The organism is Pseudomonas sp. PS02290 (assembly GCF_029960075.1).
Taxonomy (GTDB): domain Bacteria; phylum Pseudomonadota; class Gammaproteobacteria; order Pseudomonadales; family Pseudomonadaceae; genus Aquipseudomonas.
In genome coordinates, this window is the sequence record NZ_JASCOY010000020.1 from 17,603 (window position 1) to 30,383 (window position 12,781).

Here is a 12,781-nt window from a genome sequence, read left to right on the forward strand (position 1 = left end):
TGGCGCTACGATCGCCACCGGTCCTGGTGTTGAGCTTGCCGCCCGGCTTAGGGCCGAGCGTATTGCTGCCGCTTATTGCTGAACGGCGCTGAACCCTTCAAACGCCGTCTGCTGCTGGATCGCGCTGACGATGTTCTTGCGCGTGGCGGGCTGCTGGTTGCCGTCCTTGTCCACGAACACTTCGCTCTGCAGTTCGGCCTCATCGCCTTCACCCACGAACGAGAACCCTAGGAATTCAAAGGCTTCGCGGTCAGCGTTGGCTTTGGAGCGCGGGGTGCGCAGGGGCAGGGTGACGCTGGCGCCGTCCTTGCTGATGACGAAAACCTCGGCTTCCTTCTTCGGCCGTGTCGCTTTGCCCTTGCCGCCACTCGGGTTGCTGACCGCTTGATGCGTCTGGTTCAGCACCTTCAACGCCAGGCTGTAGACGAGCTCCTGAAAACTCGGATCGTCTTTATAGCTGGAGAGAATCCGGCTGATCGGAAACTTCGCGCTCAGGTCTTCGAGCGCGGCCATGTCAGCGGCTTCGGCGTCCTTGAGCTGTTTAAGCTGACCCATCAGTTCGTAGGCCTGGTCATCATCGAATCGGTCATGGGCGGCGCGTATGGCCAGGCGCAGATCGCGAATCTGGTCGCTTTCCTTCGCGCTCTGGAAGGCGTCGAGCACCATCTCGCTGATGGTTTTGGCCTGTGGCACGTGTTGTGAAAGATTGATGGCTTCTTCGTAGGCTTGCTTCGACGACACGGCGTTTGCCGCCGGATCGGTATGGGAATCAGACATTGAACATCCACTGCTTCGTTAACTGGGGTTGAGGCGCGAAAAGCTCGGGGCGTTTCGAGGGGCGTAATCTATTGGACGAGGGCGCGGTTGTCACGGATTGCCGCTTGCACCCGGACCACAGGAAGATTGGCGTTGGACGCCTCAGACTAGACCACAGCATCAAAAAGCCCGGCAATTGCCGGGCTGGTCTTATACGCAGGTCCCGCCTTTGTGGTGAGAGCCCGTCCCGCCTGTCGGATGGGTGCCTTTCGGACACGCCGACGCGGAGAGTGAAACGATGGAAAGCAGAGCGACCAGTCCAGCGATAGCGATCTTCTTCATATTGCCTCCGTGCACTGCGAGATGCAGTACAGGGCTATCGGCGTATTGGGATCCCACTTTAGCCACGGAACGCCAGAAACAACAAAGCCCGCGCTCCTCGTCATCAGGCGGCGGCAGGCTCGGACTCAATCCAATTCGAATCTTCGATCTCGAATGACGTGCTTTCATTGGCCTTTGCGCTGGGTTCAAACTTAATCGGGCCGAAGTTCGCATGTACGTACGCTGAATAGAAGGCGCGCATCCCAATATCTGGCGGTCCAGGTATTTCCTGGGGCCCGCGCTTCTCCCAGTTCGCGATCGTCTGGACATCCACGCGGAAGATCGCTGCAGCTTCCTCCTGAATGAGGTCTTGTTCCTTTCTCAAAAACCGAAACTGATGGCCCGTCATGGGGGTTTTCTGGCGCAAAATTTCTGCAGCGATAGCGCGATGCAAGCCATCTACGTTTTCGATCCTCACGCCTTGGCCATAGGGCGTATCGACGATCGTATAGCCGTTTTTCAGAAAGATGCCATCCAGGCCGCTGCCTGTGTATTTGTACATCGCTATACCTCCCATACCGTAATGGCGAAAAGCTCGCCAGGCTCGGGGTTCGGGTTCACGGCCACCACCATGCAGACGATGTCTCGCGGCGGCGGCTCGCTCATCCTAAACTCAAAATTCTTGTATTTTGTGCTGTAGGTGGGACCTCGAACAATTGACCCTCGGCGCAGACATCTGAACGCTTCCGTGAGGGTCACACCTCGCTCGTATAGTCGTTCCATGCAATGCTCGCGGAACACCACCTTATTGGAATCTCGCGCTAGCACGTGCACAAGATCTTCCAGTTGCTGCCTCGTCCATAGCGGCTCTTTGCTCTTCATGATTACCTATAATTGTTATAGGTGACACCATGGTAGGGTGTCAGCTCAAGATCGTAAATAACGGATATTTTCGCTCAAGCATCAGGCGCCTGTTTCAACTGCTTATGAAGCTTCATCGAGATCGGAGGCGGCCCACTGCAGAGTCCACTCTCAGCTTACCCCCCATGATCTCCTTGTACGTCCGGGGATAATTTTCATATGAAGGTTGGAGTCCTGCATTTGCTTGGGCTGTTTGCCCTGCAGGGCTTTTATCTCCAAAGACTGGGCCGTCGACGAAACAAATGGTGGCAATACCTGAATAGCCGGAAGCGCCTCTCCCGCTCCATCGCGCACACGCGGTCGAGGTCGCCGGGTTCAAAGGTTTGAAAAAAGTGGAGACGCTTGTAACCCTTCGGTTCAATGATTGGCAGGGATACAGCGGGAGGGGGATACAGAAAGAGAACGCCAGAAACAACAAAGCCCGCACAAGGCGGGCTTTGTTGAGGTACTTGGTGGCTACACAGGGACTTGAACCCCGGACCCCAGCATTATGAATGCTATGCTCTAACCAACTGAGCTATGTAGCCAAGTGGCGCGCATTATTCGCTCAGACGGGATATGTGTCAAGCGTCTCTTTGAAAAAATTTATCCACACGATCAATCGGTTAGCCTCGCGGCCCTTCAGCCATTCCTCATCCCTGCACGTCGGTGACAGTTTCTAACTCGACGCTGAGTGCTTTTGCCCCACTTTCGCGCATCCATCCTGCACCGTCCTCGGGCTCGTGCCCGGTTTGATGGCTTCGTGCTATCGGTCCGGTTCTTGCTTATGCCTGCCGCAACGCTGCCGTTATAGATGGAAGCGGCAGCAGATTTCGATAGGCCCAAGCGCGTCCTTTGCTCAAAAGATGGGCGGTTATCGTTTTCAAAACACAGACATGGCATTTTGCCGGTAAGAATGTAAGGCAACGCAGCGACGATCATTTGTCATGCAGCGTTTGTCGGTGAGGAGTAGTCGGCTATGCAGAGTCTTTTGTCGCCAGGCATCCGCCTGCTCGGACGTCTCGGGTTCGCACGCAAGTTTCAGGTGCTCTTCTTTCTGTTTATTTTGCCGCTGGCCGGCAGCCTGTGGATGATCGGCCAGGATTACCGCAGCAAGCTGGCGGTGATTTCTCAGGAGCAAGCCGGCGTGCGCCAGCTCATGGCGCTTGATGCGCTGGATGTGCAGCTGACGGCCCAGCGCAACCGCGCCGCGCGCTGGAAGGCCGCTGACATTCTTCATGATCCGACGCCGGCCGCGAAGGCAGCCATGGGCGCGCTGGATGCAGCGAATCCTGAATTGACCCGAACCCTGGCGTCCCTCGGCGATGAGCTCAAGGCACAGAACGCCAGCGAGGACATCTTGACGCGGTATCAGGCGCTGCAAGCCTCGGTCAAAGGCATGGATTCAGACTCCCTGCGCACGGTTGGCTGGTGGCCGGACGGCTACGACCGCTTCACATCCGCTCTTACAGCGCTGCAAAGTCTGCGCGAACAGATCGCCATGGACAGCGGCTTGATCCTAGACCCCTGGCTTGAAACCTACTTGCTGATGCAGATCGCGACGCAGCAGGCGCCGGACCTTGTCGAGCGGGTAGGGCGCATGGCGAGTATCGGCCAGTCGTCGATCGCGTCCGGACAGTTCTCGTTGCAAAGCCGTCTTCAGATGCGCGACCTGCGCAGTCGCATCGGCGACGCCCGCGATCAGTTGGTCAAAGCAGTAGGCTCGCTAAAAGCAAAGGCTTACCCGGGTATGGAGGTCTGGACGCGTCAGTATGAAGACAGTCTTCAGCGCCTCGATACCGAACTGAAAGTGCTCGACGACGGTGTGTTCGGCGGCAGCATCAAGCTCGACCCGGCCGGCTTCGAACGCAGCGTCGATAACGTCAGCGACGGACTGGCGGCCCTGCGCAAGCAGTCACTGTCGTCACTCACCAGCCGGCTCGATTATTACCATGAACAGGCTACTCAGCAGTTTGTGCCGGTGGCCGCGATATTCAGCATTCTCGCGCTCGCGGCGCTGTACCTCTTCATGTGCCTCCAGGCGTCGATTCAGCGCAGCGCCAAAGGCATCACGACCTTGGCCGAGTCCCTGCGTGACGGCAACTTGTGCGTCGAGGTCGCCGTTGAAGGGCGTGACGAACTGGCTGCGATTAGCACCGCGCTCAACGTTGCCGTGGTGCAACTGCGCACCAGTCTGCTAGGCGTCAACCACGAAACCCAGCAATTGGGCTCTGCGGTGCTGACCCTTAATGCGCAGTCCGGCAGCACGCTCAACGAAGTCGAAGATCAACAACAGCAGATCAGCCAGATTGCAGCGGCGGCTACTGAGCTCGCCGCGACTTCCATGGGCGTTGCCCGCAGCTGTGAAGCGGCGTCCGGCAGCGCTCAGGCCACCCGACGCATCGCCGAGGACAGCAGCCGCGACAGTCAGCGCACCACCGCGAGCATTCAGCAACTGAACCAGAAACTGACCGATACCGCCAACGCGCTGGGCAAGGTCAGTGAGCAGGGGCAGCAGATCCAGTCTGTGGTCGACACCATTCGCGGCATCGCCGAACAGACCAACCTGCTGGCGCTCAATGCCGCCATCGAGGCGGCGCGTGCGGGCGAGCAGGGCCGTGGCTTCGCCGTGGTCGCTGACGAAGTGCGCAGTTTGTCCCAGCGGACCCAGGCGTCGACCGCGCAAATTGCCGGGACCGTGGACAGCTTGCGCTCGACCGTCAGCCAAGCCGTCAGCCTGATGGAAGCGGCGTGTGGCCAGGCGGTGAGTGATGCGCAGTCGGTGACCGGGCTGGGCGAGCGGCTGGAAGAGATTGCCAGCGCCGTGCAGATCGTCACCGACACGCTGGCGCAGATCGCCACCGCGGTTGAAGAGCAGGCCGCAACAGCGGACGAGGTCAGTGGCAACATCCAACAGGTGGATCAGGCTGCAGGCCGTCTGCTGGACGGCGCGCGTGCGGTCAATCAGGCTGCAGACACGTTGACCAAAGGCAGCCGGGCCTTGAGCGACAACACCGCGAGATTCCAGCTGGGGTAAGCCGAGCAAGCAAGGCACGAGGGCGATCAGCGCGCACGTTTTCACGGGTGCGCATGGGGTGTGGGTTGAAAGACGAAAGCCAGGCGACGTATAAGATTTGTCGCTTTCTCACCGTATTTCGATACCCATCGCCGTAGGGATTTTTCCATGACCGACAGCAGTGCCGCAGGTGCGGCGGTTTATTCGCCCCTGACGTTAGCGTTGTACGACGCGTGGGTGCTGGGCATTTCCAACCGGTATGCCTGGAGTTGCCCGACCGATGACGTGCTGTTGCCGTTCTTCCGCGCCAACGTACGTGCTCATCATCTGGATATTGGCGTCGGCACGGGTTACTACCTGGCGAAAGCCAAGCTGCCGCCGAACACCCGAATCACCCTGATGGACCTCAACCCGAGCAGCCTCGCCGCCGCCAAGCGCAGGATCGGCCGGCCAGACACGCGTACCCTCCAGCATGACGTGATGACGCCGATACCCGGAAACGAGCGCTTCGATTCGATATCGCTGTTTTACCTGCTGCATTGCCTGCCAGGTCCGCTGGCCGCCAAGGCGGCGATCTTTGCTCACCTCAAGCACAACCTGAACCCTGACGGCGTATTGTTTGGCGCAACGATTCTGGGGGACGAGGCGGGGCACAATGGCTTCGGTCGCAAGCTGATGGCGGTCTACAACCAAAAAGGCATCTTTGGAAACAGCCACGACACCCAGGCCGGTTTCGAGGCGCATTTGCGGAAGCACTTTCACGAGGTAACGCTCAAGCGTGAAGGGGTCGTGCTGCTGTTCCGCGCAGCACAGCCGATTGTCTGAGCTGCACCGAGGCAGGCGGGCGCTGCTGACAGATACAAAGCGCTGAAAGCACAAAGCCCGCGAATCACTGAGTGATACGCGGGCTTTGATGTTCAACGGGGTTCGTGGAGGTCCACGCGCGCGTTAGACGTTGAAACGGAAGTGCAGAACGTCACCGTCCTTGACGATGTAATCCTTGCCTTCCAGGCGCCATTTGCCCGCTTCCTTGGCACCGGCCTCACCCTTGTACTGGATGAAGTCGTTGTAGGCGATGCACTCGGCGCGGATGAAGCCTTTTTCGAAATCGGTGTGGATCACACCCGCAGCCTGTGGCGCGGTAGCGCCGACGCGGACGGTCCATGCACGCACTTCTTCGACGCCGGCAGTGAAGTAGGTCTGCAGGTGCAGCATCTCGTAGCCGGCACGGATCACGCGGTTCAGGCCAGGCTCTTCAAGGCCCAGGGCCTCCAGGAACATGTCCTTTTCTTCGCCGTCGTCGAGTTCGGCGATTTCCGCTTCGATCTTGTTGCAGACCGGCACCAGCATGGCGCCTTCTTCTTCAGCGATGGCGCGAACCACGTCCAGGTGCGGGTTGTTCTCGAAACCGTCTTCAGCGACGTTGGCGATGTACATGACCGGTTTGGTGGTCAGCAGATGAAAGCCCTTGATGACGGCTTTCTCATCGGCGCTCATGCTCTTCATCAGGCTGCGCGCAGGTTTGCCCAGTGTGAAGTGAGCGATGAGTTGCTCCAGCAAGCCTTTCTGGACCACTGCGTCCTTGTCGCCGCCCTTGGCGTTGCGCGTGACTTTCTGCAGTTGTTTCTCGCAGCTGTCGAGGTCAGCGAAAATCAGTTCCAGATCAATGATCTCGATGTCGCGTTTCGGGTCGACGCTGTTGGAGACGTGAATCACGTTCTCGTCTTCGAAGCAGCGCACGACGTGAGCAATGGCGTCAGTCTCGCGGATGTTGGCGAGGAACTTGTTGCCCAGGCCTTCACCTTTGGAGGCACCGGCTACCAGCCCGGCGATGTCGACGAACTCCATCGTGGTCGGCAGGATGCGCTTCGGGTTGACGATGTCAGCCAGGGCCTGCAGGCGCGGATCCGGCATGGGCACGATGCCGGTGTTCGGTTCGATGGTGCAGAAGGGAAAGTTCTCCGCCGCAATACCTGATTTGGTCAGGGCGTTGAACAGGGTGGACTTGCCGACGTTGGGCAGGCCGACGATGCCGCAGTTGAATCCCATGGTGTTTCCCCTCGAGTGATGTCAGGCCTTCTGGCTGTGCAGGACGCGCATCGCCTTGGCGAAGTCGCCAGCGAGTACATCCGGCAGCACGCCGAGGGCAAAGTCGATGCTGGCGTCCAGTTTTTCCTGCTCGGCGCGTGGCGCACGACCCAGGACGAAATTGGACACCAGACTGGCGTCGCCCGGGTGGCCGATGCCAAGCCGCAGGCGGTGGAAGCCGTTCTGGTTGCCGAGCTGCGCAATGATGTCGCGTAGCCCGTTATGCCCGCCGTGCCCGCCACCCAGTTTGAGTTTGGCGACGCCCGGAGGCAGGTCGAGTTCGTCGTGGGCCACCAGAATGGCTTGCGGAGGAATCCGGAAGAAACCCGCCAGAGCTGCCACGGACTGGCCGCTGCGGTTCATGTAGGTGGTGGGAATCAGCAGACGAACGTCCTGGCCTTGATGACTGAACTTAGCCGTCAGGCCGAAATATTTGCGGTCAGCGGTCAGATTGACACGCTGTGCGCTGGCAATGCGCTCAACGAAAAGAGCCCCTGCGTTATGCCGGGTCTGTTCGTATTCGGGGCCTGGATTTCCCAGGCCGACGATCAGTTGGATGGCGGTCACGTCAGGGGCTCTTCCTTGGGTCGAGTGTGATGATGGCGAGCATCATCACGGGTTCAACCGGCTAGCGAGTAATGATTACTCTGCTTCGCCTTCTGCAGTGCCTTCTTCTTCGTCCTGGACGATGCGAGGAGCGTGGACGTTTGCGATGTCCAGGTCCTTGCCGTGCGCCAGAGCAACGAATTCAACACCTTTAGGTGCTTTAACGTCGGACAGGTGAACGTTGTCGCCGATTTCCAGCGCGCCCAGGTCAACTTCGATGAACTCAGGCAGGTCTTTCGGCAGGCAGGTCACTTCCAGCTCAGTGGTGGTGTGCGAGATCTCGCCGCCTTTCTTGACCGGTGCTTCTTCGTTGATGAAGTGCACTGGAACGATAGCGGTCAGTTTCTGGCCAGCCACGACGCGGATGAAGTCGGCGTGCATGATGAACTGCTTGGCAGGGTGACGCTGCATCGCTTTAACGATGACGTTCTGCTTGGCGCCAGCAATGTTCAGCTCGATAACGTGGCTGTAGGCAGCTTCGTTTTCAAACATCTTGGCCAGTTCTTTGGCTTCGATGGTGATCGAAGTAGCTTCCTGGCCACCACCGTAGACAACGGCTGGGACGGAGGCGGCGAGACGACGCAGGCGGCGGCTCGCACCTTTCCCCAGGTCAGTACGCGCTTGGGCGTTCAGAGTAAATTCGTTCATTTTGTATCTCCAAAATAGCCATGACCGAGCGGCGTTTGCGACCAGCGCCTGACACGGTATGGGCAAAAAAGCCCCGCCCCGGCATTGAGTGTCGGGGCGGGGCGCTTTTCGTCAACGGATGGTTCGGCAGGGCAGGGCCCTTATCGGAACATCGCGCTGATCGATTCTTCGTTGCTGATGCGACGCATCGCCTCAGCGACTACCGGTGCGATATCCAGTTGGCGGATACGGTCACAGGCCTGTGCAGCAGCGGACAACGGGATAGTGTTCGTCACCACCAGTTCGTCCAGCACGGAATTTTCGATGTTCTCGATCGCACGGCCCGACAGAACAGGGTGTGTGCAATACGCGAAGACCTTGGCAGCGCCGTGTTCCTTCAGCGCCTTGGCCGCATGGCACAGAGTGCCCGCGGTATCGACCATGTCGTCGACGAGAATACAGGTACGACCTTCCACGTCACCGATGATGTGCATCACTTCGGAGTGGTTGGCCTTCTCGCGGCGCTTGTCGATGATGCCCAGATCGACGCCCAGGGATTTGGCAACAGCACGTGCACGCACGACGCCGCCGATATCCGGGGAGACAATCATCAAGTTTTCGAAGCGTTGGTCTTCGATGTCATCCACCAGAACCGGGGAGCCGTAGATGTTATCTACCGGAATATCGAAGAAGCCTTGAATCTGGTCAGCGTGCAGGTCGACAGTCAGCACACGGTCGATACCGACGACAGTGAGCATGTCCGCAACCACTTTAGCGCTGATAGCCACACGGGCAGAACGCGGACGGCGATCCTGGCGGGCATAACCAAAGTAAGGGATTACAGCAGTGATACGAGTGGCCGAGGAGCGACGGAAGGCGTCTGCCATCACGACGAGTTCCATCAGGTTATCGTTGGTCGGAGCGCAGGTCGGCTGAATAATGAAGACGTCTTTACCGCGAACGTTTTCATTGATCTCAGCGGTAATCTCACCGTCGGAGAACTTTCCAACAGAGATGTCACCGAGAGGGATATGCAGCTGACGTACGACACGCCGAGCCAGATCGGGGTTGGCGTTCCCCGTAAAGACCATCATCTTGGACACGCGCAGTACCTGGAGGCTTAGGGTATGCCTGGATGACTATAGGAAAATGGCAGGGGCGGCTGGATTCGAACCAACGCATGGCAGGATCAAAACCTGCTGCCTTACCGCTTGGCGACGCCCCTGTATCTGTTGCACGAGTGCCTGGCACTCGGTTCCTTTTAGAGCAGCGCCTGTAACTTCCGGTGCAACATCGAGATGTTTGCGCCTTTTGCTACAAACCCTGTAAGGGTCTCTGTAAGAAGGGCCGAGACTTTATCAGCTTCAGCTTTGCTTGGGAAGGCCCCAAACACACAACTTCCAGTTCCGGTTAATTTTGCTTCGGTAAATTTACCTAACAAATTCAAAGCGTTACCAACTTCTGGATACCGCCTCGTTACAACCGGTAAGCAGTCATTTCGACTGTTTCCCTTGGGAACGGGGCGCACTTTAATGGGAGGAGTGTCACGTGTCAACAGTGGATCTGAAAAAATTTCTGCTGTACTTACAGATACTTGCGGCACTAGCACCAGATACCAAGGTTCTTCGGGGGTTACGGGGGTCAGGATCTCGCCGATGCCTTCGGCAAAAGCAGCATGTCCGCGCACGAAAACCGGCACGTCAGCCCCAAGCAGCAGGCCCAGCGCCGCCAGCCGATCTTCATTCCAGCCAAGCTGCCAGAGATTATTCAGGCCCAGCAGTGTGGTTGCCGCGTCGGAACTTCCGCCGCCGATGCCGCCCCCCATGGGCAGGACTTTTTTCAGCCAGATATCAACGCCGAGCGGGCAACCGGATTGTTGCTTGAGGGCGCGAGCCGCTTTGACAATCAGATTACTGTCGTGGGGGACGTCGGCAATTTCCGTCTGCAGTCGCACTTCGCCGTCTTCACGAAGCGCGAAGCTGAGCTCGTCGCCGTAATCGAGAAACTGGAACAGCGTCTGCAGTTCGTGATAACCGTCGGCGCGGCGTCCGGTGATGTGCAGCATCAGATTCAGTTTGGCAGGGGCGGGCAGTGTCAGTCGTGGTTGCGACATGCTCATTGCCCCAGTTTGCGTGGTTGCCAGTCCTTGATGACCAGCGTGACGTCCAGATCCTGCCCGTGCAGCTTCATGCGTTCAGGCAGCCAGAAACCGTTTTGCTGGGTGTAGCTCAGGTATTCGATCTGCCAGCCATCCTGTTCAAGGCTGGCCAGGCGACTGTCACCGTCAAGGGTCAGGTTGCTTTTGCTGTCCGGCGCGGGCAAACCGCGCACCCACCAGACCAGATGCGACACCGGCAATTTCCAGCCGAGCTGATCCTTGAGCAGGGTTTCCGGGTCCGGCGCGTCGTAGCGGCCCTGATTGGCGACTTCCAGCGACACCGCGCCAGGTCGACCGGTCAGGCGGGCAGCACCGCGCCCCAGCGGGCCGGACAGGCGAATGTCGTAGTAATCCTGGCGTTGCAGCCAGAACAGCGTGCCGCTGCCGGAATCCTTTGGCGCGCGGATGCCGACCTTGCCGTTGATCTGCCAGCCATCGAGGCTGCTGAGTTGTTCTTTGTTCACACGCCATTGATTGGCGTCCCCCTTGCCTTGCACGGCTTCGCGGGAGGACATGCCGGCACAGCCGGCGAGCAGGGCGATCAGACTGAATACGAGTACGTGGCGCAATTGCATAAATTCAAAGGGTCTCGGCGCCGGTCAGGCGTTTGATGGTGCTGCGCAGAACCGGGCTGTCAGGTTGTTGTTCAAGGGCCTTGCCCCATACTTTGCGAGCTTCACGCTGCTCGCCTTTGGCCCACAGGACTTCGCCCAGGTGCGCGGCAACTTCGTGATCCGGGAAGCGCTCCAGCGCCTGACGCAGCAGACGCTCGGCTTCATCCAGATTGCCCAAGCGGTAGTTGACCCAACCGAGGCTGTCGAGCACCGCCGGGTCTTCCGGATTGAGCTGGTGCGCGCGCTCGATCAATTCCTTGGCCTCGGCGTAGCGTGTGGTGCGGTCCGAGAGGGTATAGCCCAGAGCGTTCAGCGCCATGGCGTTGTCCGGCTCGCGCTTGAGAATGGCTCGCAGGTCACTCTCCATCTGTTTCAGATCGTTGCGTTTCTCGGCCAGCATCGAGCGGGTGTAGAGCAGATTCAGATCATCCGGGTACTGCTTGAGCGCTTGACTCAACACTTGCCAGCCGCGGTCGCTCTGGTTGTTGTTGGCCAGGGTCTCGGCTTCGATCAGGTACAGCTGAATGGCGTAATCGGGTTGATCGGCACGTGCCTGGGCCAGCCGCTTCGACGCTTCTGCAGTGTTGCCGTTGCTCATCAGGATATCGGCCTGACGCAGCTGCGCAGGCAGGAAGTCGTTGCCGGGGCCCACTTGAGCGTATTCGGCGAGCGCGGTTTGCGGATCGTCGCGCTCTTCGTAGATGCGGCCGAGGTTTACGTGGGCCGAGTCGACGTGACTGCCGCGTGCAACGAGGTCTTCGAGATAACCCTGCGCTTCATCCCATGCCTTGTTTTCCAGGCAGACGAGGGCAAGCGAATAACGCAGCTCGTCGTCATCCGGGTACTGCTGAACCAGGCTGGAGAACTGCACTTTGGCGTCTTCCATGCGGTTCTGTTCCACTAGCATGCGCGCATAAGTCAGGCGCAGGCGCTTGTCATCCGGGTATTTTTTGATGCTTTTTTCGAGCAGCGGGATCGCTTCCTTGCCGCGGTTCATGCTTTGCAGCAGTCGGGCACGCAACAGGATCGGCGCCACCTCACCTTCACCCGGCGGATTGTCTTCGAGCAGTTTCAGCGAGGCGGCGCTGTCGCCTTCCTGCTGAAGCAACAGCGCCTTGCCGAAGATCAGTTGGCCGTTTTTCGGATACTTCATCAGAAGGCGATCGAAGCTGGTGATGAGCCCTTTGCGCGTATTGGAATCGGTTTCCGACGCAGACAACGCGAGGAAATCAAAATGCGTGTCGCCCTGGCCCTGAAGAACCTTCTCCATATAGCGCATGGAATCGTCGTAGCGCCCGGCCCGCGCCAGCTGGATGGCTGCCGCGCGCTGTGCCTCGAGATTGCCCGGGTCGTTTTTCGCCCAGATCATTGAGGTGTCGAGGGCGGCCTGATCGGCCCCCAGGTATTCGGCGATGCGGAAGGCGCGCTCGGAAATCCCCGGATCCTGGGTCTGGATCGCCTGGGTCACGTAGTTGTCCAGCGCGATGTCGAAGCGGTTGCGCTGGCCGGCAAGCTCGGCGGTCAGCAGGCTGACGACGGTTTCTTGAGTAAACGAGCCGTACACCTGAGGTTTGGCCTCGGGTGCGGGCGGCGCTTCTTTCGCGGGAGCAGAAGGCTCCGTAGAAACGGAGGCCGTAGACTGGCAGCCACTCAGAGCGACAAGGGCAAGGAACAACGCGGAGGATTTATTCATAT

At 59.0% G+C, this 12,781-nt stretch carries 11 protein-coding genes and 2 tRNA genes; 2 read left to right on the plus strand and 11 right to left on the minus strand.

Annotation, left to right across the window (positions count from 1 at the left end; all coding sequences use genetic code 11):
• Positions 1-72: 72 nt before the first annotated feature.
• The 3 genes from QMX88_RS11790 to QMX88_RS11800 form a co-directional block, all read right to left on the minus strand.
• Positions 73-777, minus strand: coding sequence for a hypothetical protein (locus tag QMX88_RS11790; protein WP_282369428.1), 705 nt, complete (start codon positions 775-777; stop codon positions 73-75).
• 424 nt (positions 778-1,201) lie between these two features.
• Entirely contained in the window at positions 1,202-1,645 is a 444-nt protein-coding gene (locus QMX88_RS11795; RefSeq protein WP_336620227.1) for a helix-turn-helix domain-containing protein, read from the minus strand.
• 803 nt (positions 1,646-2,448) lie between these two features.
• Positions 2,449-2,525, minus strand: a tRNA-Met gene (locus QMX88_RS11800).
• Positions 2,526-2,956: 431 nt separating this feature from the next.
• Here QMX88_RS11800 and QMX88_RS11805 point away from each other — a divergent pair.
• Both QMX88_RS11805 and QMX88_RS11810 read left to right on the plus strand, forming a co-directional pair.
• The gene (locus QMX88_RS11805) at positions 2,957-5,014 is read left to right on the plus strand and encodes a methyl-accepting chemotaxis protein (protein ID WP_282369432.1); all 2,058 of its coding nucleotides are present in this window, start codon (positions 2,957-2,959) and stop codon (positions 5,012-5,014) included.
• A 147-nt stretch (positions 5,015-5,161) separates the two neighbouring features.
• Positions 5,162-5,818 carry a class I SAM-dependent methyltransferase gene (locus QMX88_RS11810; RefSeq protein ID WP_282369434.1) on the plus strand — a complete coding sequence of 219 codons (657 nt, stop codon included), beginning with the start codon at positions 5,162-5,164 and terminating at the stop codon, positions 5,816-5,818.
• A gap of 123 nt (positions 5,819-5,941) precedes the next feature.
• Here QMX88_RS11810 and ychF read toward each other — a convergent pair whose 3' ends face one another.
• The 8 genes from ychF to QMX88_RS11850 form a co-directional block, all read right to left on the minus strand.
• Entirely contained in the window at positions 5,942-7,042 is a 1,101-nt protein-coding gene (gene ychF / locus QMX88_RS11815) for a redox-regulated ATPase YchF (RefSeq protein WP_282369436.1), read from the minus strand.
• Positions 7,043-7,063: 21 nt separating this feature from the next.
• Positions 7,064-7,648, minus strand: a complete 585-nt coding sequence (gene pth / locus QMX88_RS11820; RefSeq protein ID WP_108120616.1) for an aminoacyl-tRNA hydrolase — start codon at positions 7,646-7,648, stop codon at positions 7,064-7,066.
• A 75-nt stretch (positions 7,649-7,723) separates the two neighbouring features.
• Positions 7,724-8,335 (minus strand): 50S ribosomal protein L25/general stress protein Ctc, encoded by a 612-nt coding sequence (locus QMX88_RS11825; RefSeq protein ID WP_065991778.1) that lies wholly within the window; start codon positions 8,333-8,335, stop codon positions 7,724-7,726.
• Between the two features lie 140 nt (positions 8,336-8,475).
• On the minus strand, positions 8,476-9,417 hold the full coding sequence (locus QMX88_RS11830; protein ID WP_037018241.1) for a ribose-phosphate pyrophosphokinase: 942 nt from the start codon (positions 9,415-9,417) through the stop codon (positions 8,476-8,478).
• 47 nt (positions 9,418-9,464) lie between these two features.
• A tRNA-Gln gene (locus QMX88_RS11835) sits at positions 9,465-9,539 on the minus strand.
• A 36-nt stretch (positions 9,540-9,575) separates the two neighbouring features.
• On the minus strand, positions 9,576-10,427 hold the full coding sequence (gene ispE, locus QMX88_RS11840) for a 4-(cytidine 5'-diphospho)-2-C-methyl-D-erythritol kinase (RefSeq protein WP_282369448.1): 852 nt from the start codon (positions 10,425-10,427) through the stop codon (positions 9,576-9,578).
• 2 nt (positions 10,428-10,429) lie between these two features.
• A complete protein-coding gene (gene lolB, locus QMX88_RS11845; protein ID WP_282369450.1) occupies positions 10,430-11,047 on the minus strand; it encodes a lipoprotein insertase outer membrane protein LolB in 618 nt (205 codons plus the stop codon).
• A 4-nt stretch (positions 11,048-11,051) separates the two neighbouring features.
• Positions 11,052-12,779 (minus strand): tetratricopeptide repeat protein, encoded by a 1,728-nt coding sequence (locus tag QMX88_RS11850; protein WP_282369452.1) that lies wholly within the window; start codon positions 12,777-12,779, stop codon positions 11,052-11,054.
• Between the last annotated feature and the right edge of the window lie 2 nt (positions 12,780-12,781).

What these genes read in the sequence shown, in the direction of transcription:
- QMX88_RS11790 (WP_282369428.1), bottom strand. Translation starts at nt 777, where the DNA reads ATGTCTGATTCCCATACCGATCCGGCGGCAAACGCCGTGTCGTCGAAG.
- QMX88_RS11805 (WP_282369432.1), top strand. Translation starts at nt 2,957, where the DNA reads ATGCAGAGTCTTTTGTCGCCAGGCATCCGCCTGCTCGGACGTCTCGGG.
- QMX88_RS11810 (WP_282369434.1), top strand. Translation starts at nt 5,162, where the DNA reads ATGACCGACAGCAGTGCCGCAGGTGCGGCGGTTTATTCGCCCCTGACG.
- ychF (WP_282369436.1), bottom strand. Translation starts at nt 7,042, where the DNA reads ATGGGATTCAACTGCGGCATCGTCGGCCTGCCCAACGTCGGCAAGTCC.
- QMX88_RS11825 (WP_065991778.1), bottom strand. Translation starts at nt 8,335, where the DNA reads ATGAACGAATTTACTCTGAACGCCCAAGCGCGTACTGACCTGGGGAAA.
- ispE (WP_282369448.1), bottom strand. Translation starts at nt 10,427, where the DNA reads ATGTCGCAACCACGACTGACACTGCCCGCCCCTGCCAAACTGAATCTG.
- lolB (WP_282369450.1), bottom strand. Translation starts at nt 11,047, where the DNA reads ATGCAATTGCGCCACGTACTCGTATTCAGTCTGATCGCCCTGCTCGCC.
- QMX88_RS11850 (WP_282369452.1), bottom strand. Translation starts at nt 12,779, where the DNA reads ATGAATAAATCCTCCGCGTTGTTCCTTGCCCTTGTCGCTCTGAGTGGC.